19 protein-coding genes are annotated in these 23,682 nt (G+C 50.2%); 10 read left to right on the top strand and 9 right to left on the bottom strand.

Annotation, left to right across the window (positions count from 1 at the left end; genetic code table 11):
• Positions 1-273: 273 nt before the first annotated feature.
• The 3 genes from HJG54_RS15190 to HJG54_RS15180 form a co-directional block, all read right to left on the bottom strand.
• The gene (locus tag HJG54_RS15190) at positions 274-1,353 is read right to left on the bottom strand and encodes a putative bifunctional diguanylate cyclase/phosphodiesterase (RefSeq protein ID WP_316429670.1); all 1,080 of its coding nucleotides are present in this window, start codon (positions 1,351-1,353) and stop codon (positions 274-276) included.
• 395 nt (positions 1,354-1,748) lie between these two features.
• On the bottom strand, positions 1,749-2,129 hold the full coding sequence (locus HJG54_RS15185; RefSeq protein WP_316429669.1) for a response regulator: 381 nt from the start codon (positions 2,127-2,129) through the stop codon (positions 1,749-1,751).
• A gap of 40 nt (positions 2,130-2,169) precedes the next feature.
• The gene (locus tag HJG54_RS15180; RefSeq protein WP_316429667.1) at positions 2,170-3,678 is read right to left on the bottom strand and encodes an ATP-binding protein; all 1,509 of its coding nucleotides are present in this window, start codon (positions 3,676-3,678) and stop codon (positions 2,170-2,172) included.
• A 742-nt stretch (positions 3,679-4,420) separates the two neighbouring features.
• Between HJG54_RS15180 and hetR the strand changes: the two genes are divergently transcribed.
• Positions 4,421-5,488: a heterocyst differentiation master regulator HetR gene (hetR, locus tag HJG54_RS15175; protein ID WP_316429665.1), complete on the top strand. Its 1,068-nt coding sequence runs from the start codon at positions 4,421-4,423 to the stop codon at positions 5,486-5,488.
• Between the two features lie 13 nt (positions 5,489-5,501).
• Here the strand turns inward: hetR and HJG54_RS35485 are convergent, their stop codons facing one another.
• The gene (locus tag HJG54_RS35485) at positions 5,502-5,795 is read right to left on the bottom strand and encodes a response regulator (protein WP_420717394.1); all 294 of its coding nucleotides are present in this window, start codon (positions 5,793-5,795) and stop codon (positions 5,502-5,504) included.
• Complete coding sequence (locus HJG54_RS15170; protein WP_316429664.1) at positions 5,779-7,488, bottom strand: response regulator; 1,710 nt, start codon at positions 7,486-7,488, stop codon at positions 5,779-5,781. Before HJG54_RS15170 ends, HJG54_RS35485 begins: the two co-directional genes overlap by 17 nt.
• 1,202 nt (positions 7,489-8,690) lie before the next feature.
• Between HJG54_RS15170 and HJG54_RS15165 the strand changes: the two genes are divergently transcribed.
• The 4 genes from HJG54_RS15165 (at position 8,691) to HJG54_RS15150 (ending at position 11,296) form a co-directional block, all read left to right on the top strand.
• On the top strand, positions 8,691-9,032 hold the full coding sequence (locus tag HJG54_RS15165; RefSeq protein WP_316429663.1) for a hypothetical protein: 342 nt from the start codon (positions 8,691-8,693) through the stop codon (positions 9,030-9,032).
• A gap of 95 nt (positions 9,033-9,127) precedes the next feature.
• Positions 9,128-10,306: a 2OG-Fe(II) oxygenase gene (locus tag HJG54_RS15160; protein WP_316429661.1), complete on the top strand. Its 1,179-nt coding sequence runs from the start codon at positions 9,128-9,130 to the stop codon at positions 10,304-10,306.
• 312 nt (positions 10,307-10,618) lie between these two features.
• Positions 10,619-11,041 carry a hypothetical protein gene (locus HJG54_RS15155; RefSeq protein WP_316429659.1) on the top strand — a complete coding sequence of 141 codons (423 nt, stop codon included), beginning with the start codon at positions 10,619-10,621 and terminating at the stop codon, positions 11,039-11,041.
• A 93-nt stretch (positions 11,042-11,134) separates the two neighbouring features.
• Positions 11,135-11,296, top strand: coding sequence for a hypothetical protein (locus HJG54_RS15150; protein ID WP_158672857.1), 162 nt, complete (start codon positions 11,135-11,137; stop codon positions 11,294-11,296).
• A gap of 37 nt (positions 11,297-11,333) precedes the next feature.
• On the opposite strand, the gene HJG54_RS15145 is transcribed toward HJG54_RS15150, so the two are convergent.
• Positions 11,334-11,549 carry an acetyltransferase gene (locus tag HJG54_RS15145; RefSeq protein ID WP_316429656.1) on the bottom strand — a complete coding sequence of 72 codons (216 nt, stop codon included), beginning with the start codon at positions 11,547-11,549 and terminating at the stop codon, positions 11,334-11,336.
• Between the two features lie 236 nt (positions 11,550-11,785).
• Between HJG54_RS15145 and HJG54_RS15140 the strand changes: the two genes are divergently transcribed.
• Positions 11,786-12,547 (top strand): hypothetical protein, encoded by a 762-nt coding sequence (locus HJG54_RS15140; RefSeq protein ID WP_316429654.1) that lies wholly within the window; start codon positions 11,786-11,788, stop codon positions 12,545-12,547.
• A 9-nt stretch (positions 12,548-12,556) separates the two neighbouring features.
• Here HJG54_RS15140 and HJG54_RS15135 read toward each other — a convergent pair whose 3' ends face one another.
• Together HJG54_RS15135 and HJG54_RS15130 are read right to left on the bottom strand one after the other, a co-directional pair.
• Positions 12,557-14,053 (bottom strand): glycosyl hydrolase family 57, encoded by a 1,497-nt coding sequence (locus HJG54_RS15135; protein WP_316429653.1) that lies wholly within the window; start codon positions 14,051-14,053, stop codon positions 12,557-12,559.
• Between the two features lie 189 nt (positions 14,054-14,242).
• The gene (locus HJG54_RS15130) at positions 14,243-14,839 is read right to left on the bottom strand and encodes a Uma2 family endonuclease (RefSeq protein WP_316429652.1); all 597 of its coding nucleotides are present in this window, start codon (positions 14,837-14,839) and stop codon (positions 14,243-14,245) included.
• A 595-nt stretch (positions 14,840-15,434) separates the two neighbouring features.
• Between HJG54_RS15130 and HJG54_RS15125 the strand changes: the two genes are divergently transcribed.
• The 4 genes from HJG54_RS15125 (at position 15,435) to HJG54_RS15110 (ending at position 19,425) form a co-directional block, all read left to right on the top strand.
• Positions 15,435-15,827, top strand: a complete 393-nt coding sequence (locus tag HJG54_RS15125; RefSeq protein WP_035996291.1) for a hypothetical protein — start codon at positions 15,435-15,437, stop codon at positions 15,825-15,827.
• Between the two features lie 182 nt (positions 15,828-16,009).
• Complete coding sequence (locus HJG54_RS15120; RefSeq protein ID WP_316429649.1) at positions 16,010-17,035, top strand: zinc-dependent alcohol dehydrogenase; 1,026 nt, start codon at positions 16,010-16,012, stop codon at positions 17,033-17,035.
• Between the two features lie 378 nt (positions 17,036-17,413).
• Positions 17,414-18,475: a linear amide C-N hydrolase gene (locus HJG54_RS15115; protein ID WP_316429647.1), complete on the top strand. Its 1,062-nt coding sequence runs from the start codon at positions 17,414-17,416 to the stop codon at positions 18,473-18,475.
• 167 nt (positions 18,476-18,642) lie between these two features.
• Complete coding sequence (locus HJG54_RS15110) at positions 18,643-19,425, top strand: ABC transporter permease (protein WP_035996290.1); 783 nt, start codon at positions 18,643-18,645, stop codon at positions 19,423-19,425.
• 38 nt (positions 19,426-19,463) lie between these two features.
• Here HJG54_RS15110 and HJG54_RS15105 read toward each other — a convergent pair whose 3' ends face one another.
• A complete protein-coding gene (locus HJG54_RS15105; protein ID WP_316429645.1) occupies positions 19,464-23,153 on the bottom strand; it encodes a DUF748 domain-containing protein in 3,690 nt (1,229 codons plus the stop codon).
• Between the last annotated feature and the right edge of the window lie 529 nt (positions 23,154-23,682).

Genomic DNA, 23,682 nt, shown 5'->3' with positions numbered 1-23,682 from the left:
AGTGGTTACACTATCAAATACTCACACAGCTATTTGCACTATCAAGTACACAATCTGGATGATGCTAAGCGCTAATACGAAGCGCTTACTAACGATACCTGTTACTAACGTCTGAAGGTGATAGCTGAAATAGTATCAAATTTGATGGCGTCCAAAATATCTTAAATCAATCTCAGTTTCAAGATAAGTAATTCAACTGAATTAAAACCAAGATCAGAGTGTTGTCGCCGCCCTTCGGGCGGCGACAACACCTCCTTTGGGTTTCATGTTTAATTATGTTGTTCTACTTAATTGAACTGGTAAATTGCAAATTAAACCAGGCACTGTGCTGCCATCTAGGGGTCTAGCAAAAAAGTACCCTTGGCCTCGTTGGCAGCCGAGCGACTGTAGCTTCAGAGCCTGTTCCTCGGTTTCAACGCCTTCGGCAATCACGTCAATGCCCAGGCTATGGGCTAAATTGGTAATTGCTTTGACCAGGGATTCGCCCCGTTCGCACGAAAGCTGCTGCACGAATGATCGATCAATCTTCAGGACATCGAGCGGCAATTCCAACAATCGGCTCAGCGACGAATAGCCCGTACCAAAGTCGTCGATATAAAGCTGAACGCCCAATACTTTTAATTGGCTTAGCACCAGTTCAATCACTTCTGTATCGCTCATGATTGAGCTTTCGGTAATTTCCAACTTTAGGCTCTGAGCAGCCAAACCGGTATCTTGCAGAATTTGCTCGATTTGCTGCGGCAGATTGGCACAGGCGATTTGTTGACAGGACAGATTAACGCTGATTGTTAATGGTTTGAACTGGTCTGGAAATTGCTGTTGCCAAGATTGAAGCTGGTGGCAAGCTTCCCGGATCACCCATGCGCCAATGTCGATAATCGATCCGGTTTTTTCGGCAATAGGAATAAATTGGATCGGGGAAATGGTGCCTAGGGTTGGGTGATGCCAGCGCGAGAGCACCTCAAAGCCTGTGATTGTGCCATTATCTAGGGTGACGATTGGCTGATATTGCAATCGCAGTTGTTGATACGGAAGGGCAAGCTGTAAATCTCGCTCCATCCGCAGTCGGGCCAACTCTTCCGCAGATACCAGGCTAATCAGCCCTTCCGATTCCTGCTCGATGGCCGTAGTCAACCGCATCAATCGATCCACATTATTGGCCGCTATTTTGACCATCCGCTGGCCTTTAGCCGACAGTACGCCCAATCTGCCACTATCCAATAGATCGAGAGCGCCCTGAATTACCGTTAGAGGGGTGCGCAACTCATGGCTGATATCGAGGGTCCTTTCAGTGGGTGAAACGCCATAGTAGGAACCCAGTGTGTTATGAGTATAAAGCTTGTTCGTCGTCATGCTTAATGCACTACTACTGACCTACAGTCAGAGAAATCAGGGTCGATGGCTGAGTGACCCACTCTAGTGAAGCAGCTTGTTATTTGTAAGTGCCCTACCCGATTTTTCTAACCCTAATCAATGCGCTGTTCTGCTGAGAGCGCGCTTTCAGCCTCATGAAGTTCAAATAGCCGTTGGGAGTCCAGGTAGCAGTCTGTTTTTTCTGACATAGGTCAGTCGTTCAAACAGCTATGGAAAAATCAAACAGCCAGATAGAATTCAAGCAACCATCCGTAATCATAGATTGAAATGGTGAAAAAGTCGGGTAAACAGGCGAAAGTAGCATAGTAAAGCTAAAAGCCAAAAAATATAGCTAAAGATTTAACAATTTGTGGCTAAGGCTAGAAGCGTCAGCACTAGGAATTCCAGCCTAAAACTTCTAGAAGTTGGTGGGCCAATTTGGCGGGTTTAAAGGGTTTAGCGATCATTGCTTTCACCCCTAATTCAGCAAATCGGCGCTGGTCGGACATTTGAACTTTAGCGGTCAGTAAGATGACTGGAATATGACGAGTTGCAGGATTTGCTTGCAGATGCTTGAACACGGTTAGTCCATCCATATCGGGCAGCATCACATCGAGCAAAATGGCGTCTGGTTGTTCAACTTCAGCTTTTTTCAAGCCTTCCTGGCTGGAGCAAGCCACGATTACATCTAATCCGGCCATGATTTCTAAACTGGCTTGAGCAACCTCACGGATATCATCTTCGTCATCGATGACTAAAACGCGCTTACCTGTCACTCAGCACCTCCCAACAATGAATTGCCTCTAGTGTTCCCAGCTAGGCTTGAACAGCGACGCGCTGCACGGGCAATGCTAGATAAAAAATACTGCCTTGTCCTATCGTACTCTCAACCCAGAGCGTTCCTTGATGCTGTTGAATAATACTGCGACAGATCGCCAAGCCTAACCCCGCTCCGCCTTGACGTCGGGTATCCGATGCATCTACCTGTTGAAATTGCCCAAAGATAGCTTCTAACTTATCAGCCGGGATTCCCTGTCCTTCGTCTTTTACCTTCACAAGCACATAGGGCTTTTTGATCGCCTTACAGTGCGATAGCGCTATCGAATCTACTTTACCATCGTCTCGTAGCTCTACCTCTAGCCAAACGCGTCCTCCTGCGTTAGAGAACCGAATTGCGTTCATTAGCAGGTGATGCAAGACCTGACTGATGCGTTCAGCATCTAGCGATACCGATACCGATTGGGTGGTTACCAAAAGCTCAATCCCTTGCTGGCCTGCGGTTGACTGTACCGTCGCGACGGTTTGATTCACTAGCTCACCGATGTCACAGGGCTGCTTCAAAATCGTGATTTTGCCTGAGCTGAGTCCTTCAAAATCTAGGATGTTGCTGGTTAGCTGGACCAATCGATCAATATTTTTAGCTGCAATATTGAGCATGCGAACTCCTTGGTGCGAGAGGTCGCCCAGTTTCCCAGTCAACAGCAGGTCGATTGAGGCTTGCAGAGACGCGAGGGGAGTCCGCAACTCGTGATTGATGATCGAAACAAATTCGTCCTTCATTCGTTGAATGAGTTGGCGTTCACTGTTATCTCTAGCAACCACGGCGAAACCAACGACTCTGCTGTTGGCTTCTCTGATTAGAGAGACTGTCAGCAAAACTTCAATCAGCTCTCCGGTTTTGCGCTGCTGAATCACTTGGCGGCAGTCAATCGCCCTAGTGCCTGAATGCTGGGTCGCCGCAGAAAGTAAATTGCTATCGGGCTGGATCAGATCGAGCAGAGATTTGCCCTTAACTTCTGCTGCTGAGTAACCATACAGCCGCTCAGCTCCCGGATTCCAGGTCAGAACTCGCCCTTGCAGATCGGTACTGATAATCGCGTCTTCTGACGCTTCCACAATTGCTGCCAACTGGAAGGCAGAGGCTTCGGCCTGCCGTTTGGCTCGTCGCATCTCTGCGTCCCGCAACTCCCGCGCAATGGCCGGTACCAGTCGCTTCAGATGTCCCTTAAACAGGTAATCGCTAGCGCCGGCCCGCATGATTTCAACGGCAACATCTTCTCCAATTAGACCAGAGAGGACGATAAAGGGCAGATCAAGTCCTGAAGTCTTTAAGATTTGCAGCGCGTCAGGCGCACTAAAGCTAGGCAGCAGGTAGTCGCAGATGATCACATCCCATTGACTTTGCTGTAACGCTAATTGCATCATTACTGGACTGTCCACTCGTTGATAGATTGGCGCATATCCACCCTTACACAGTTCTTGCAGAACGACTTGAGTATCGGCTTCAGAGTCTTCAACGAATAGGACACGTAGGGAAGTATTCATTGATATCGATGTATCGACATGTAGATCGGTAAGTCAGCAAAGAGTAGTCAACTAGAACCCGGATAGTTCAGCTCTGAGGCAACCTAGAACCAAGCAAAACCTAACTCTTGTGATCAGCAATCTCTAATTGGAGTAACCGCAATTGGAGTAACCGCCTGCAATCGAGTATTTTAGACGGCTCTAACCTCCCAAGTGATGGCTCCTTTGCCAGGGAATGGCGGGAGGGAGCAACACTTGAGAACGGTGGGAGAAAAAGTATTAAAAAAATTAATTAGCCATACTGAAAACTAAACTTGTGCTTTAGTAAGAATTAAGTGTGACCTGACAAATTTAAAAGCTATTTATCGGCTTAGCTTGCCCATATAGTTGAATTTGCAACCAAGCCAAATATCTAATTTACCTGTCTAACATCTTTGGTCGATAGCTTCCCAAATTTACAAACTTGATTCAATTTAATTCTCAAGTTTAAACAGTAAAGGTGCAAAAGTCGGGAAATTCCGATCCCTACATAGAACATAAAGTCACGTCGGTTATTTGGATCACAACAAATGCGTTAGTTAAAAACTGACAATTTCTCGGTTGACAAGTAGAAAAAGAAGATAGGGCAAAGCTTTTGCTTGCACGACTTTTTCACGTTTGAAACTTATCATTGGGGAGAGGATATCTGTGGATACTATCCTTACTGAGTTTCTCTGTTGAGTTGGGGCATTGCCTATTTCACCTAATTCCTGGTGCATCAATTATGTCAGTTCGTAAATTTTCCAATCAGGTCTCTAATCAAAAGGCAGTTGATTCTTGCGATGCTGCATCAGCTCAGGTGGCTGCAACGAGCCATGTTCATTCATCTTCGTTGCCGATTCACGATTTGCCCGTCAAAGACTCGCCGATTCACGATTTGCCTGCTAAAGACTTGCCGATTAAAGACTTACTGATCAAGCATTTTGGTCCCAGTGCACTGGATCAGATCATGCTGCATCTTGCCTTCAGTGCCATGCACACCAGCGGACACCGGCATGGGGCCTTCCTAGATGCCGCCGCCACCGCTGCTAAATGTGCAATCTACACCACCTACATTGAAGAAGGGCAGAATCTGCGCTTGACCGGCCAACTGCATCACATCGAACCGAAGCGGGTGAAGGTGATTGTGGAAGAGGTGGAGCGTGCCCTCAGCGAAGGCAAGCTGTTGAAGATGTTGGGGTCACACGAGCCACGCTACCTGATTCAGTTTCCTTATCTGTGGCTGGAACTGCATCCTTGGCAGTCGGGTCAGTCTCGTATTTCCGGCAACAGTTTAACCTTGTCCGAAAAGCGCTTGATTGAGGAAAAACTGCCGGACAATTTGCCGCCGGCCCAATTGATCAACGGCATCCAGTTTATGGATTTACTAGAGCTACTGCACAGCCGCTCTCAGGAGGATTTGCCGTCTGACCATCAAGTGCCTCTGAGTGAAGCTATGGCTGACCACATCAAGCGCCGCTTGATTCATGCTGGAACCGTTACCCGGATTGACTCTCCCTGGGGAGTGCCATTTTACGCATTAATCCGCACCTCCTATTCGCCGGTTGATGAAAAAGAGCGAGCCTACACCGTTGTGGAAAATACGGCCCGTTACTTCAGCTTGATGAGAGATTGGGCTGAACGCAAACCGAATGCAGTTCGGATTTTAGAAGAATTAAATATTCCAACTGAGCGAATTGACCAAGCTCTCCAGGAGCTAGATGAGTTGATTAAGACTTGGGCTGATCGACATCATCAGGCAGGTGGGGTTCCTATGGTAGTGCAATCTGTGGTTGGCACAAAGCCAAACTAGGCAATACTCACAACTATGCCTGATACGAAGCAGAAGAGGTTGTGGCGTCTGAGCTACTTTGACTATGACTTGGGCTGTAAGTTTGACTATGGCCAGGTTGAACACGCTGCAGACGATTTAGGATACGGTTGGGTAGCTCAATTGGTTCAATAGGCTTCAAGATCAAATCATCAGCACCAACCGAAAACACCTGCCTCCGGGTCTGCCGATCGGTTCGGGCCGTGAGGAAGATGATCGGCAACCAATGCCACTCTCCATCGCAGCGAACGGTTTGGCAAAGTTCTAAACCATTATATAGTTGGCATATTCACGTCCAAAATCAGCAGATCGGGGTGGACCTGCTTCAGTGTTTCCCAAAACTGAGTGGGGTCTTGTAGGCTCATCAGTTGAATACCCTGCGGCTCCAAACAGCTTGACAAGATTTGCGCTACGAGCGGATCGTCGTCCACCAGCAGAACCTTAGGTCGTTGCACCGGAGGAGTGGATACAAGATCACCAATGGCCTGCAGAATTGTCGCCGGCTGAATGGGTTTCTTGAGAAATAGCTGTCCGCCAACATGGACAGCTTCAACGCGGGCCTTTGAGCTATCTTCTGTAGACAGCAAAACGATGGGAACCGCAGGTGGCTTCTGTAGCTCTGCCAATAAACCTTGCCTCGACTGGTCTGGAGTAGCAGTTCGCAGCAGGGAGAAATCAATCAGCGCAACGGCCGGACGCTCTTGCTGGCATTGGTGCTGTGCCATTGCTAGCGTGGTGGCAACGGTAGTACGCAACTGATACGTAGGAGCTTGGGCTGTGATCGCTTCGATCAGATCTTGGTCGCGTTCCCAGATCAGGAGCAAGGGTTGAATTTGACTAGCCGCAACAACTGGAGTTACCGGCTCAGCCACGGCTGATTCAGGGGATATAACCTCGGCTTCTAGAAGCTGTTTCAGGGCTAGAACCAAAGGTTCAACTCGGGTAACGGCTCGCTTTTGGGCAGTGGGCAACCACTGGGGTATACCGGCTTCCAGTAAATTTTCTAGCTGCTGTGCCAATTGAGAGCCTTCCTCAAACCCAAACGTTCCCAAAGAGCCAGCTAATTTATGGGCGTTTTGAATGGCCTGCTGCTGCAAATCTGGGGACAAGCTGCCCAATCTCAGCATTTGAACGGCTTGGTCGAGCCGTTGCACCCGCTCAAGGTTCACGCCCTTTGTGCGTTGCCAAATCGCTGTAACTGAATGGTTCAGAGCTTGCTGCGGCCGTGGTGTAGATTCCTGTACCGCTTGCTCGCTAGCTTGTGCGACTGCCTTATGGTCAGACTTATGGTCAGAAAAATCAGCGAGATAGGCTGGATTGATCCGATAGCCTTGGCCATAGAGAGTTTCAATCAGATCACCTGCACCAACGGCATCCAGTTTGCGGCGAATGCTTTTGATGTGAGATTTTACTGTATCTTCGTTAGGCGGATCTTCGCTGAAGGACCAGATTTGATCGACAATGGCACTGCGGCTAAACACCCGATGTTGATGTCGCAAGAATAACTCCAGCAGCAAATACTCTTTGCGGCTGAAGCGAAGTAACTGGCCGTTGTATGTCACCTCACAAGCGCTGGGGTCTAAGTGGAGATTGCCGCAAGTTAACACTGGCGTTGTGCTGGTGCTGCCTCGCCGTAACAGTGCCCGAATCCGAGCTGCCAATTCTCTCACATCAAAGGGCTTAACAACATAATCGTCAGCACCGGCATCTAGCCCTAGCAGTTTGTCGGTTGTAGTATCTTGGGCCGTCAGCAGCATTACCAGAACTTGCTTTTTTTGGCTGCGTAAACGGCGGCATAAGGCAATTCCATCCAGTTTAGGTAGACCAATATCCAAAAGCACTAGATCGTAGGGAAACGCCTCAATCAGTTCCCATCCAGCTTCACCATCTGTCGCTACATCGACGACATACTTCTGCTCATTCAAGATGGCAGTTACCAGCTCCACAATGCTTTCATCGTCTTCGACTAATAGAATTCTCATATTGGGCGGATATTGAGCTAAAAAAGGTTGCAATCGCTAACGTGTTGGCCAATTCTTGACCAGTTCTTGACCAGTCTTTGACTAGTTTGATCACCAGCTCTATAACTGAATTTGCGGTAACTGAATTTGCGGTAACTGAATTTGCGACTAATTGAGAATTGAGCGCTGACCGATGCGTGATACGGCAATGGTATAGGGAGGGTATCGCATAATTTATTGAACAGCTTAGTTACAGTAGAGATGACGGTACTCAAATAAAGAATACAAAACAACGAAATGCTCCCCACAGAAGTTTGTCAAAGCGGAGGTTTTATCGCAGCCCTGTTGTTTGATCAAATTTGTCAAATTCTTGGTTGAACTCAAACTCGTCAAACTAGAGCTATTGGACTCAAAGATCTTTCCTCTAGCCTTGACTCCGTTTGCTCGTCGGTCTGGGATGGTACCCATCTGCCGTTCGCCAAAATTTTCACTAGCCAAATCCAGGACAAACACTACGCGATTCTAGAAACTATACGATAGAAGGGGCGACACTTGGAGTCAGAAATTACTGACCAGCAGCAAGTGATGCTGAAAAACCTCTGTAGTTTTCCGGAATGTTGAGTTTTGTGGCTGAGGTGAGGCTTATAGATGGGCTGTAGATGGAAGGAGTGGGCCGCGGAATGCGGAATACTGTAGGCCAAATCAAAAGGTCAAATCAAAAGGTCAAATCAAAAGGCCAAATCAGCAAGAGGATGTCAGGATTCAGTCTCTGCCGCTTGTCTAAATCTTTTCTTCCACTGGTTTTTCACTTTCTCCCCTTACACTGTTCAGCTGAGAGAAAAATTCTTACGATGTGCCTTTGATGATGTGCTTTTAAGGTTCATATGACCGTGAGTTATAGGTGTAGCAGGTTGACAGGTTAGGTGCAGGATAAGGTACAGGATTAGGTGCGAGGAAGTGGGTTCGGTGGATTGCTTAATATCGTAATTAACCGTAATGCATTAGGTGTGTTCCCTCTGTGATATGGATTTGACCTTCCTCGGTGTTGCTCAATGATCTGAAATCTAGATTTGTAGTCTTGAATACACTTATTTGAGAGCTTATTTCAAATAAGTTATAAGCGCTACTTCAAGATCCAACTTTTCTTTCCGTATCTACAACCTCAGACAGTGTTAAAGAGCACCAGAGTGATCACAATCTAGATTAAGCATAAGGGTTGGGGTATGGAAACGCTGCTAATTAATGAGCAATTTGTCTCGCAGTTCAAATATTGGCGAGAAGGTCAGGTGCGGACTGGAATGCGATTCCGCCGTAATCTGTTTGAATATGTATCTAAATTTAATCATCACCAGCGGCATCACGCCTTTGATCTAGCTTGGAAGTTGGCTCAGGCCGGCAAGGAATCCATTGTGACAGCAACTTCAGATTCCTACACAATTTGGGTCAATTTGCGGGTGGTTTGTCCGGCAGCTTTGCCAAGTTGGTCTAATTCTGGTTTGGAGGTGGGGGCGTTTGAGCCTGCCTCCCCTGGGCTGGTGCCGTTAGAGGCAGTGCTCTCTGCCTGAGGTCTGAACAAGTTGACAGCGCCATACTACCTCGGCATACTTTAGGGATTGCTTTGATTGGATGAGTAGCCAGAGTTGGTGGTATTAAGAAGTCTATGTCTGCGCTAGCCATTGGGGATCACGCGCCCTGGTTTACATCTGCTGCTTCAGCCAGCCCTCAGGATTTTCTGATGGGGGGCTATCGGGCCGTCCTGTTCTTTTTTGGCAGTGCTCGCAATCCTCAGGTGAAGGCGGCTTTGGCAGATTTTTGTGCGGCGAAATCTCGGTTTGAGCAGTTAGGCATCCATTTCTTTGGGGTTAGCATCGATCCAAACGACCGAGTCCTGGAGGAAAAGGTAGCCCAGTCTAGCTTCTTTCACTGGCTTTGGGATTTTTCGGGCGAGGTTAGCATCCGGTATGGTCTTTGTCAGGTAGGACTTGGTGGAGAAGGTATTACCTATGATCCAACTACCTTTGTGTTGAATGAAAATTTGCGCGTTCTGAATTTATTTCCTCTAGAGTCCCATGTGGCTCATGCTCAGCAGGTTCTTGCTTATCTAGAAACGCTGCCTTCGCCCAGTGCTCCCCGTGTGATCAGGCAACAAGCACCAGTTCTGCTGATTCCCCAGGTTTTATCTGCTGAATTCTGCCAGCGCTTGATCCGTTATTACCAGGCAGATGGGGGCCGAGAATCTGGATTTATGCGGCAGGAAGGCGAAAAAACAGTAGTGGTACTAGATCCTGCCATCAAGCGGCGGCGTGATTGGCTGATTGCTAACCCGGACTTGGTGAACGAAATTAATGCACTACTTAGCCGTCGCGTGTTACCAGAGATTAAGAAAGCATTTCAGTTTAGCGTCACCTGCTTTGAGCGATATGTGGTCGCTTGCTACGAAGGCACTAATCAGGGGTTCTTTCAACCCCATCGCGACAACACCGCTTTGGGAACAGCTCATCGTCGCTTTGCCCTTACCCTGAACTTAAATGAAGGCTACGCAGGAGGAGAGTTGCGCTTCCCCGAATATGGGCCTGACCTCTACGCACCAAGCCCAGGGGATGCGCTTGTGTTTTCCTGCTCGCTCCTCCACGAAGCAACCCCCGTCACTCAAGGGCAGCGGTTCGTACTGCTATCTTTCTTCTACGGCGACGAAGACGCTAAGCTGCGACAGCAGACCCAAGATCAGATTGTCCGCTCCGGTGCAGTGCCTAAGGCAGTAGGCAACAGTCGAATTCAGCCTGACTCTAAAGCAAAGCCTGGATTTCAATCTAGATCGAAGCGGAGATCTAAGAGCTAATTTATAAAGTGAATCTAAAGCTCCGCAACCATTGGTACGGCTTGATCCCCCCTAGCCCCCCTTCACAAGGGGGGAACTCGACTCCGATGCTCAAGTCCCCCTTGCTAAGGGGGATTTAGGGGGATCAAAACAGTTGTTTACAAACAAGCTCTAAAACCTAGGGCTAGTTTCTCAAGACGAATTCCAAACTGGCGAATGGTGGTCGTACCGCCGTAATCTCCCTTCCGGATGACGAGAAAACAAGTTGGTGTTGATATAACCAAAGATGTTAGAACCTATGCGAGCCGTGGCTTAAGGCTATGACTAGGGAAAATGGAAAACGCAACTCCAGAAGCAAATAGAATTATCATCCCTGGCGAGACTGTGGTGCATCAACCCGACTGGAACACGTTAGCTTCGGTAGAGGCCATACCGTCGGAGACGACTAGCCCGAAACCACAACCTAGCCCATCAACCGCTGACGTTATTTGGTTACCATTATTGCTTTCCGGTGTGATGGTTACTATTCCTTGCATCTTTGTGATTGTTGAGATTTGGACTCACTGGCAACGATGGAAGCTAAATGGTCGCTTAGATACGTCAATTCCTTGTAAGAATTGCTATTTCTTTGCTAAGAATTTGCAGTTAAGGTGTGCAGTCCATCCCTGTACAGTGTTAACAGAAGCGGCTGTTGATTGTCCTGATTATCGGCCCAAAAAAGCTGAAATTTCTTTTAGGAAGCCATCGTCAAAATAGACTGGAGCTTGAGATTAGGCTCAAATTGCTGTAACCCAGGTAACATAGATGTTTTTTACTTTTACAACCATTTACGGGGCAAGGATTTCGTCGATGGAAATCGCAGATCCGCCTATACCAACACCTGTTCCGGCCCCGACTCCTTTGCCCGACCCCGATCCATTACCTGAACCCTTGCCCGACCCGTTACCTGATCCGCTCCCAGAGCCGTTGCCCGACCCCTTACCTGATCCACCCTCCCTAGGCTGGATCTAAATACATCTCGCATTAGTTATCGTTGAAATGGCTGCTGTCAGTTGCTCTTGAGGTTATAGTCTGCATCTAGCCAGCATTTTGGCAGTGCTTCACCTGATGGAAACACCAAATCCTGCTTCGGAAACTCTTCGGGGTCTTGCTCCTCCTGCCCCGACTGGATTCGCCCTGGTATGGTGCTGTGGGTGGGGCTGATCAACGCCTCCAGATCTAGGACTTCAATTAAAGTATCGTTTTGTTTAATTTGTAGCAGCATAGGTTTAAGGACAGCAATTTACACCAGAGTGTATCTTCCTCTGTCTGCGTTTTTCTTGCTTCTATCTTTAGTAGCAACTCTTATGTGGTTGTACTCTAGCAGCGCTTTTTACTACTTTTACTAATAGTAGGCAGATGCCTCTAACTTAGGAGAGACGGTAATCTTAGCTGCAAAAGAGTAGCTTAAGAACAGCCAGGAACAGATTTATTGCTCAAATTTTGTCTCAGGAGTAAGTTATGGCTGAACTCGAAGATTTTGAACCGGCGAGTGCTAACCCTGATCCAATCACAGGTGAACCGGGTGCTCATCCGGTTGGAACTGGAGTAGGGGCTGCTGCCGTGGGAGCCGCTGCAACTGCAATTGGAGCAACTGCTGGTCCGATTGGGGCGGTTGTGGGCGCGGTTGTGGGAAGTGTGATTGGCGGATTGGTGGGTAAGAGTGCAGCCGAGGCGACAAATCCGACGATTGAAGAAGCCTATTGGCGAGAACAGCATCAGAATCGGACCGATCTGCATCCGGAGCGCAGTTACGAAGCCTATCAGTTAGCGTATCAGCTTGGCTATGAGAGTTATGTGGCCCGTGCTGAGCAGCGCACAACCTATCAAGAGGTCGAACCAGAACTAGAGCGAGAGTACGAACGCCGGAATGATGGCTCTAGTGTGGAGTGGAATGATGCCAAGTACGCAGTCAGAGATGCCTGGGAGCGCGCTCGACGCAATGATTTCTTCTATCGTGCCGATCTGTATTGGCGGGAAAATTATAGATCTCAACCGTACTCCGATTCCGGTTTCTCCTACGAGGACTACCAGCCGGCATACCGAACGGGCTACGAGGGCTATGTCGAATATGCGGAAACTGGAGAATCTTACGACGAGATTGAATCAGAACTGCGGCGCAGTTACGAAGAAAATTATGGCACCTCTGGTCTAGCCTGGGAAGATGCCAAGCACGCGGTACGGGATGGCTGGAACTGGGCCGAACAAAAGTTTCAGGTTTAAGCCAGTTGTTTAGGCCAGCAGTGCTTGACCGCGCTGATACAAGTCCCGTGCATAGTCGGTCCAAGTGCCGTGCCCCCAATAACGAAAACAGCTCGTTTGCAGCAGCAAGTTATAGAGTAGGGCTTGCTGATAGTCGAATTGCTGCGTCACAGCAGGATTTTGGGCCACTAACGAATCATATTTCTGGTGGAAAGCGGCGCTGAGTTGGTTCATGGGTTCTAGCACATTCTCGTAGCCGCTCACCCAGCTAATGCTGTTAGTCCAGGATGCGCCATCCATGTGAAAGTGCGGGTCGGTCTGTTTCAGTTCGCTGATCGCCTGTTCGACTGCGGCTGACGTAGCCTGGGTTGGGTCTACTCGCTGCCAAATTTTGTGCTGCTGTACGGCTTGGCAAGTTGGGTAAGCTGCTGGGGTGACGCCTGCTGCCTCGATTAGCTCTAGATATTCGGTGCCGTTGATGGGCACGGTGCCGCTATGGTTGCTGCCGCTATCGCGGATGTCGTAGTAAATGCGAAACAGGTCACGGGGATACTCGTTCATCATCACGCCGCCATTTTCGCCATCGGCAATTTGCGCCACAAGGGACGGAATTTGGGTACTTCCGATAGCCTGCCGATCTCGCCCTTTCGCCTCAAAGTAGGGCTGCATCTGGGCCACGAGTTTGGTATCGGAGCCTTGGGTTTTGATCAGGGCTGTGATGCTGATTTCGTTGCCGTGGGAGTTGCGGGCGATTAAGCGATTGGGGACGTACTTTTGCTCGTGCCGCAGTCCAGAACCATCCAGGTTTTCCACCGAATGTTCTTGCACCAGCAACCACTGATAGCCGCATTCCTTCAGTGCTCTGATGTATTCGTAGAGCGTATCGGGATGGTTGGGCAGGTGCATTTCGGGAGGCGAAAATCCGCGCACGCGCCGCAGAGCATCGTAACCAAAGATGGCAGCAAAGTGATGTTGCCACGCCTGAATGTGTAGCTTGATATCGGGAATCGGTGTAGAAGGGACGACCGCATGGCTCCACATGGTTCCTAACCATTCCACATAGGGCTGGTAAGCCGGATCGCAGGTGATGCGCTTGAGGTTGTCGAGGATGTCATGTCGCTGCATTTGCTGGAAGCCCCAGAGCAAATTACCAGAATAGTCGAGCATGATGCGTGGATTGCAGCCTTCGTGGACTAACTGGGGAATAAACTCACCCATGCGGCGATAGCACCAGGCAAACACGTCAGCATTGTGATTGTCGCCCTCGTGGGGATGCTCGTACATGTATTGCAAATGACTGATCAATCCCCCTTGCCATCCTGCCGGAATGGTGGGCTGATGCATGTGAAGGGCGCAGGCAAACCCGGCTTTGATATTTTCTAACCGCAAATTAGTATTGGTGAGAAATACGGGTTCACTGTGGTTAACCACGGACTGAATTTCCGTTTCCCAACCGCTGATGGCAGGCATTTCGATACTCGCAGCGCGTGGCAGGTCAAGCTGGGACAGGGTGGCAGATGAGGTCATAAAACTTCCTGATGGGATGGGTTTGCTGCCTAAATTGTAGTTGGGGTGAGGGCAAACGACTCGATTTGATCGGGATACTGGCTGGTTCGGAGGCTTATTATCGCTCAGAACTCAAGTATGAGCACAAAGTATGAGCACAACGATGCCTTGGTTGTAGCGCTCCAATAGGCGAACGAAGAGAAGAAACAATCAGTCTTGAGGTACTTCCTCTGGTTGCCAATCTACTTTGTCATAAAGGTCGGCTAGGGTAATCTGAAACGGAACGGTTGCCAGCATTAAGACCGCTTCTTCACCGTCGTATTCAGCAAAGATCCATTTGCGCGGCTCGGTTTTGTAATACTGCTCAACGTGCAGGGTGGCTTGGTCGATCAACACATATTCTTGAAAACTAGGAATGGTGCGATAGGCGGCGAATTTGCTGTCTTTGTCGTAGCTGCGTGTCGATTCGGATAATACTTCGGCAATCAACATCGGATTTGTGATCGTGTCTTTCCGTCCTTCTTGAAGCTGCAATTCGCCTTGAACCACCATGACATCGGGATAGGTGTAGATTCGCCGTTTAGGAATCCAGAGGCGTTGATCGGTGACAAATACGCGATAGGGTTGACGTTTAAAGGCAAAATTTAAGGCAGCATAGAAGTTGCCTACAATCTGATTGTGATTTGGGGTGCCACCGGGCATGAGAATTACCTCACCGTCGATGTATTCATGGCGTTCTTCAGCATTGACTTCTAGCTCCAGATAGGCTTCGGGCGAGTAGTATTGTGCTTCTGTTGCCTGCATCATGATGGAACTCCCAATCGTGCGGCTTGGATGAGTATTATTTTAGGGCAGCCATTTTACAAACATGTTAAAACCGCTTTGGGCCACTATTTCGATAGGGGAAAATCGAATTGTTGGAATCTACCGAGCTGCCAGAAGGGACGAGGGTGCTGGCAACTCTGCTTCCAGATGATGAAGCTGACTTTTGGCTACAGGTGAGTCAAACATCGCTGGACGCTTTATGGGCTAACACTGTGGGCTAACACTGTGAACGATGTGTATGCCCAACTACTCCAGACATGACATTATTCCAGATGCAGAGCAACCCGATCAGTCCTTACGAAGTTGGTTAAGGCTGCGATAGCGATCACTCAATTTGGCCTGAAACTTTGAATTTTTTCTTTTTAGTCACTATAATCTTGCTTGACCGAAATCCAGGACTGCTATAACGATTTACACACTGTAGGAGGCAAATTTAGTAAATCTACCGTAGTTTACTGACTAATTGGCTAGTTTACTAAATAGGCTAGCGCTGATCTGAGCGGTCACTCCTCAGCAGCATTCAATCCATTACTAGATTGCTCAGTCTGGACGACAACTTTTTGGAGGAACATAACTAATGCGCTCTAGAATTCAATTGGCTTTTGTGATGTTGGGAGCTGGTGCAGTGGTAGCAGCGGCTGGTCTGCCAGCAATGGCTCAGAATACACCCATCACCGATGAGTTTGGGGCTACGGGAACTTCACCGAATGCGGCAGCATGGTTGGAGGCGATCAACGAGCAGTATGGCCTACCCACCGAAACCCCGATCACCGATGCTCAAGGCATTACTACCGGCACCGAAGTTGCAGTCTGGGCTGAAGCCATCCGGGGTGAGTACGGAATTCCTGGCGAAGGCGTAGAAGCTGGAACACCGGTTACAGATGAGTTTGGTGCTACCGGCACTAGCCCCGACTCGGCTGCCTGGTACGAAAGCATGAAGGAAACCTACGGCATCGGCACAGGTCTGTAGGCTCACTGCTGATTGGAATTGGCATCTGAATTGAAATTGAACGAAACAGGGTGGATCGCCCTGTTTTTTATTGGCGGTTTATTGGCGATTGGTTTAGAACCATCAGGTTGAAACCACACCCAACGATTGATCCCCACACAGCGATAAAATCAGGGAGGTCTGAAATCAAAGGAACGGTCAGTGTGCTAGCAGCGTTATTGTACGGTCAGGAAGATTTGCGTTTAGAGGAGGTGGAAGCGCCCACGCCAGCTGCAGGAGAGGTCGTGATCCAGGTCAATATTGCCACGACTTGCGGTACCGATCTAAAAGTATGGCGTCGGGGAGGCCATGCCCGCATGCTGAAGCCACCCACTCTGTTTGGGCATGAAGCCGCCGGACAGATCGTCGCTGTTGGAGAGGGAGTGACCGGGTGGCAGATTGGGGATCGGGTCGTGGCCAACAATTCTGCGCCCTGCATGAGCTGTTTTTTCTGCCAAAAGCAAGAATATTCCCTGTGTACCGACCTCAGCTTCAACAACGGCACGTTTGCCGAATATCTCAGAATTCCAGCCCCGATCGTGCGTCAGAACATGCTGCCGATTCCAGCCGGATTGCCCGACGCGATTGCCGCCATGACCGAACCATTAGCCTGCGTTTTGCATGGGGCAGCCCGCTCTAATGTCAAACCGGGAGACCGGGTGGCGGTGCTGGGAGATGGGGCGATTGGGCTGATGTTTGTGGCGGCGTTGGTGGAGCAGGAGGCGGAGGTCTATTTGTTTGGCGGCAGCGACTCGCGCTTGCAGATTGGCGAGCAGCTAGGAGCGGTCAAAACGTTTAATCACCATCAGACAGACGACATCCCCGGCACGGTGAAAGCGCTCACTGAAGGTTGGGGAGCTGATGTGGTGGTAGAAGCCACAGGGTCTCCGGCGGTGTGGGAACTGGCGATTGCCTGCGCTCGTCCGGGAGCCACGGTGAATTTGTTTGGCGGCTGCCCCCGCGATACGACGATTACCGTCGGCACCGAACAGCTCCATTACAGCGAACTCACCCTCAAAGGCGTGTTCCACAGTACGCCGCATTACGTGCGGGCTGCCCTAGAACTACTGAATAGCCGCCGGTTCCCGTTCGAGCTACTGATTAGTGATTACCGTCCGTTGAACGAGCTAGAGCAGGTGTTTCAAGCCATGAAAGCGCGACAGGTGATCAAAGTGGCGATGGTGCCGTGAGCATACGGAGGCGTGGTTGTCGAGGTTTTCGGGGTTGAATCGGGAACTAGTCATGATTGTGAAACACTCTAATCGTTGAAGCTAGCGCCCATGGGCAGGGCAACGTAGAGGAAGCTAGTAGAGTAGAATATCCTCTAGGTGCTTTTTAAGTTTTGAAGCTCAAGATGATTGCAAGCTCAATCAGCAATGCTCCGAATTTGTAAGTTCAAGCCCTGTCCAAGCTCGGATTTGATGGTGCCAAGATTGATGCTCTAACTTTTTGAGTCAAAATTTTTGATCTAGCAGCTAAACATTATTCGAGGAGTTACATTAAGTATTTGAACCTATGTTGATTAGTCGTCTTGGTGCCCATCTTTGAAGGTGAGTCAGGGTAAATCTATGTCAACTTACACGCGGTTTTTGTCTTTAGTTCTTGCTTCGACCATTATGCTGTTCACGGGTACATCTGCTGAGGCCTGTACTCGCGCAGTCTACCACGGACCTGAAGGTCGAGTGCTGACCGGGCGGTCTATGGATTGGAAGCTCGACTGGAATGGCAATATGTGGATTCTGCCTCGCGGGGTTGAGCGCAATGGTTTGGCTGGTCCACGTTCTGTCAATTGGACATCCAAATATGGCAGCGTTGTAGTCACCGGGTACGAGATCGCGACTTCTGACGGTTTGAACGAAGCGGGATTGATGGTCAACGCGCTTTGGATGACGCGATCGGTTTATCCTGAGGACGATGGGCGCACACCTCGGCTGTCCTTGTCGATCTGGCCGCAGTATTTTCTCGACAATTTTGCCACTGTAGCCGAGGCGGTTGAGCACCTGCGCGCTAATCCGATCCATGTGGCCACAGGCGAAGTTCCCGATCAGCCAGGACGGATGGCCACTACGCATCTGTCCCTTTCCGATGCTTCGGGCGACAGTGCCATCCTAGAGTGGATTGATGGTGAGTTGCGGATTCACCACGGTCGCCAGTACCAGGTGATGACGAATGAGCCAATCTTCGAAGATCAACTTGCGATTACGCAGTATTGGTCGCGCGTGGACGGACTGACATTTCTGCCCGGTACCAGCCGTGCGGAGGACCGCTTCGCTCGCGCCAGTTTCCTGATCAACGCTGTGGACAAGTTTGACGATGCTCGCCTTGCTGCCGCTGCCGTGTTCAGCGTGATCCGGAACGTCTCAGCCCCCTATGGGGTCAGCATTGATAACCAGCCCAATCTCTCCACCACCCGCTGGCGTGTCGTCGCTGATCATAAGGACCTGCTCTATTACTTCGAGTCGGTGGTTTCACCAAATGTTTTTTGGGTGGATTTGAAAAACGTTGACTTTTCGCCAGAGGCCGGTGTTCGCAAGCTGGACCTCGGACCACGTCAGCAGAACCTATTCAGCGGTGATGTATCGGATAGCTTCGTGGTTACGGAGCCATTTCCCTTTATGCCAGCAGAGTGAGGAAGAAGGTTTTAACCACCATAGTTAAACGATTTGTCAGTCAAATCAGTGAGGCAACTCTTTTGGAATGGCGCTCAGGTTCAGGTCCAGGATTTATATGAATAGGACAGCAGTTAGGGGCTGATTTGGGCTGATTTGGGCTGTTGATTCTTTTTAACTCACTGCCAATGAAGCGATACTGGCAAGTTCTCAAACTCTTTATCTCAACGGCGCTGGCCGCTGAGTTGGAATATCGTGTCAATTTTGTGATTGCTACGTTGACCAGTTTGGGCAGTTTAGCGGGCAGTTTGTTCAGTTTGTTCTTGTTTTATCAGGCTGACTATACCTTTGCAGGCTGGAGTTGGGAAGAAGCGCTCGTTGTGTTGGGGGTGTTCACGGTTCTACAGGGATTTTCTACCACGTTTTTAGCGCCTAATTTGAACCAAATCGTTAAGCATGTACAGCAAGGTACGCTCGACTTTGTGCTGCTAAAGCCGATTAGCTCCCAGTTTTGGTTATCTACTCGCTCGGTCTCGCCTTGGGGATTGCCAGATCTGATTTTTGGGCTAGTGGTGATTGGCTATGCCGGTAGTCGTTTGGGGATTGCCGGTCAGGCCTATTTGGTCAGCATTGTGCCATTGGTGTTTGGGTTGTTGAGTTTGTATAGTCTCTGGTTCATGCTAGGTGCAACAAGCATCTGGTTTGTCAAAATCTATAACGTCACCGAGGTGCTGCGGGGATTGCTAGAAGCTGGACGATTCCCAATGGCGGCATATCCAGTCGCCTATCGGTTCTTTTTCACGTTTATTGTACCTGTGGCGTTTTTGACCACTGTTCCAGCCGAAGCGCTGCTGAATCGCGCCCAGATGGGATGGATCGTTGGCGCTGGGGTTCTGGCAGTGATTCTGTTGCTCGTATCCCGTTCGTTTTGGCGGTTTGCTCTGCGGTTTTACACCAGCGCTTCCAGCTAAAGCTGACTGACCATCTTATTGGCCATTTTGCTACTCATCTATGGGTTATCTACTGAACCATGCAAATTTGTGGCTTCAGCAGTGGCCGGGTCATGTGGCTGCCAGCTTTCTAGATGAAACTGGCGGTCAATGTAGCTGAAGCCAACTTTGGCTTCCTGAATTGCCATGTCGCGTACATTCACGCCTTCTAGGTGCAGTTCGCCGGTCAGATTGGGTTGGCTGGGGCTACCGGAGAGAGCCGCCACGGCGTGAACTTTACCATCTAGCCGCATAGGTAAATTGAGCGCATTTTGCACCTGAGGCAGGGCAATGCCATCGAGGCGAAGATTCCCCGCTACCGCATTCGGAGCCACCTGTCCGGTAAAGCCAAACCGTCCATCAAACTCCCGTGGCCTTCCCCCCAGCCCAATCGTGAAACCTTCGGCCTGCACCGCTGGCAATAGGAGAGTTTGCCCGTTGAATTGGGCATTAGCAACGGTGACTTGCCGAATTCGGTAGTCGGCCAAATGCCAATCCTGCCCTTGCAGGCCAAACTGAGCGGCAATTCCAGCAGGTGTGCCTTGAACCGTGGCCATACCGGAAAACTGGCCTTCTAGCGTGACGAGATCGGCGAGGCTGGGAACAGTCAGCGGCAGCGGGGCGGTTTCGGTTTGAGATGGAGACGGTTGGGAGGTGGGTTGAGAGGCAGACTGACGGCTCGTGAACTTCTCGACCAGAGCAGTGAGGGCTTCTGGCGTGAGCAGAGTTAACAGATCTTGAAAACTGCCTTGCTCGATCGCCACCTGACTACTCCACTGAGCGGCGGCAGGATGGGCGTGGGCGGTGATGGCGTAGCGGCTGCTGCCCAACTGCAAAACGGCTTGATCCAGCGAGGCTCGACCGTGCTGATAGGCAACCATACCCGTGAAACGATTATGCTCCGCAGGGTTTGGAGAACCACCGGTTTTAGGCTTGGGATGGGGAGTAGCATTGATTGGACCAATTCCCGGCTGGGTGATGTCGATCCTACCCGATACTGCCGGTTCGGTTAGATTCGCCAAATCCACATTCAAGTCTCCGGCCAACACCCCTTGAACTTTACCCAGGTCCGCCAGCGACAGGTTGAGCTTCTCTAGCGCAAAATTACGAATCTGGGCCACAAGGCGCTGATCAAGCAAGCGGCCCTCTGCAATGGCCTGACCCAGCTTGATGGCGAAGGAAGCCGGACGGTAGTTAGGGTCGAGCACCAGTGCAATCCGGTCCTGCTGGCCGCGCAAGTCTAGATGAAGCTGACGGTTTGGCTGAGTCTGGATCTGGCCGTGCAGCGGTTCAAACTGAAAGTCTTGTAGGGCAAGCCGATCGAGTTTGACCTCGCTATTGACCTGGGGGGCACTGGGCGTTCCCGTAATTGTGCCTTTGAGGCTGACTTTTCCTTTAATCGGTATCGGTGAGGTTTGCGTGATTGGCAGAGTCGCTAAATCGTACTCTTGAATATTTACGTTTAAGTCAAGAGCAGCAATATCCGTAATCTCGTTGCCGTCTAGTTTAGGAGTAATCCAACCGCTCACGGCAGCGTTCTTAGCTTCAGCCTGTTGAATATGCAGCTTTTCCCCGTTCCAGGCAAAGTTAGCCTTCAGCGGATGATTCAAAAACTCAATACCTGCAAATTCTTCTGCCTGTAGAGCAGTGAGTTGTACCGCACCTTCCGCCTTAGTTCGACCCAGATGCAGTTCAGCCAAACGACCCTGCAATGCCACCTGCGTTTCGATCTGACCAGGTAAATTGGCAGCAATCATACTGAGGGGAATCTGCGAGCCGGTTACTTGAGCCTGCCAGCGGCCCTGATTGGCGTTGAGGCGAGCGGCCACCGTCCCCTCGGCCATTTGAACAGCTAAGTCGCCGTTGCCCTGAATCGTGTCTGGACTCAAATCAGTGGCACTGCCCGCGAGGTTGATCTGACCCTGAAGACGACCGGGCAATTGCGTAAACGGCTGAAGCGGAATTTGGTTCCCTGTGAGCGCAGCTTGCCAGCGGCCCTGCTGTAGCTCGGCCTCGGCCTTGAGGCTGCCGTCTCCTACCTGAACTTGAGTGTCCCGGAGTTGGAGCACATCCTTGGCGAGTGTGACTTTTCCCTGGGCCGGGTAGCTGCCCTGACTGAGCTGCCAGTTTGTCACTAAGCTGGGTGCTTCTGCGACTACGGTAACTTGGGTTTGAGCATTGAAGCGTCCCAACTGCTGGCCTTCGGGCAACTGAATCTGATAAAGCTGAGCCATCGCATCGGCGGGTAGGTCTTGCACCACAGCGCTAATTTTGGCATTGTCTTCTTCCAGCCAAATTTCGCCGCGAGTGGTGATCGAGCCGCCAGTAACAGGCAAAAGGCGAATTTCCTGGAGTTGGAGATAGTCTGCGGCCAAGTCTAAACTAAAGCGACCTTCCATTGAAGCAGCCGTGAGGCGATCAAACTTGATTGGTTTCGCCATTTGGGCTGTACCCGATAACACCGGACGCTCAAACGACCCAGTCAGCCGCAAATCCTTTGACTTGAGCGCACCTTCTACCGGAAACGGTACTTCGAGCTGCAAGGTTTGCATGAACGGAGCCGCATCCACGGATTCTACTTTAGCGTTGAGGTCAAAGCCGCGCTCCAAGTGAATTTTGCCATTGAGCTGAAACGGAATTTGACCAAAGCGTAACTGTCCCTGCTGCAAAATCGCTTCCTGGCCTTGGAACCGAAAGCGTCCGTTGATGCCGGTAAACGGGTTAGGTTCGCCTTTGGCGCGTCCGGCCATATCGCGCAACTGAGCCGTACCGGAGATCTCAGGAGGACGATCGGGCTGCATTGTATACGTGACGTTAGCCGTCAGCTCACCAGCATCGATCTTCAAATCGGTCGGAATGAACGTTGTCAGGGATTTAATTGGCAGTGCTTGGGTCTGGAGGGCGATCTGGAGCTGGTCTGCATCCATGCGAATGTCGCCCTTGAGCTGGATTTTGCCCTGCTGGGATGGCTGAGCGGCCATTTGAAACACCAGCCGCTGCCCCTGCTCTTGCAGACTGAAGTAGCCGTTGACCTGCCGCAGGGTCATTTGGCGGGGATGGTCAGAAATGTCCCAGGGTTCGTCATCTGGATCAGTTTCGACCGAATCGTCCAGAATAATCGGCTGGGGAGCAAGGGTGATGGTGGCATCCTGGAGGCGAATTTGGTCAATTTCAATGCGGGCATCTTCGTCAAACTCTAGCTCCAGATTCAGCCAATCGCCTGCTTTGTCCTGATCAATATAGGCGGTTGGTTTGATCAGGGTCATGGTCAGCCGCACCTGTTGATGGCGTAGGCTTTGAATTGGATTAAACCGAATATCGATCGCTTCGGCCACAATCTGATCGGCATCAGTGGCGGTGGTTGGCAGTACCGAACGCCCCAACCGCACCCCGGACCAAGACACCTGCTCGATTTCCCCTAGCTGAATCGGGCGGTCAATCATGCGGCTCAGCTCACGGGAAAGATTGGGCACCAGTTCGGCCTGTACGTAGGACAAACTCCAGTTGGCACCCGAAATGCCGCCGACCACCAGTACTCCACCAAAAAACAGGCTAACTCGCAATAGCGCGGGCTGGGGCCGTTTGCTAGGTTCCACCCATTTTGGCGGCAGGAGGGGTGGCAGGATGGGCAGCGGCAGCCGCTGAAGGCGGGGTTTTGCCGTTTCTTTAGGCACGACGACTTTAGGAATTTCTTTGCTGAACAGTCTCATATATCCCCCAAACTGTTCTGCTACCACTCAATCCAGCAACAGCGGCCAGATTCTCGAACTGTGTGAGGAGCGGATTTGTGCAGATGATTACAAAGCAAGCACGGAGCAAGAAAGAGCGAACGGTTAATCGAAGCGACGTACAAATACTGAGACGGGTGCCGTTGAATATTCAAGCGGTTGGGGCATTACAGGCACCAGGGTTAGAGATCGGGCAGGGGGGCCATAATTTTTTAATCGGAAGAAATTAGGATAATCGATCTTTGTGATTATAGCTCTATGTTTTTTACCCTTTAAGAAATAAAAGCCGATTTCTACAATTGCGATGAGCAATCATTGCGCTGCTTTCATAATTTGCAATATTTGCAATATTCAGTTTGCAATAGCTTGTAAATGCACGATTCCCGCTTTTGGAGACGCCAATTGGATGAGCGAAAGTTCCTCCAGCTAGGGGAGTCGCCGCATCGCCAGAATTTCAGGAAGATTGCGCCCGGTCATTGCGTAGGGGATTGGCCAGGGATTGGTCAAGGAT

Source organism: Leptolyngbya sp. NK1-12 (genome assembly GCF_032598965.1).
Taxonomy (GTDB): domain Bacteria; phylum Cyanobacteriota; class Cyanobacteriia; order Elainellales; family Elainellaceae; genus Elainella.
This window is presented reverse-complemented; position numbering and strand designations above follow the sequence as displayed.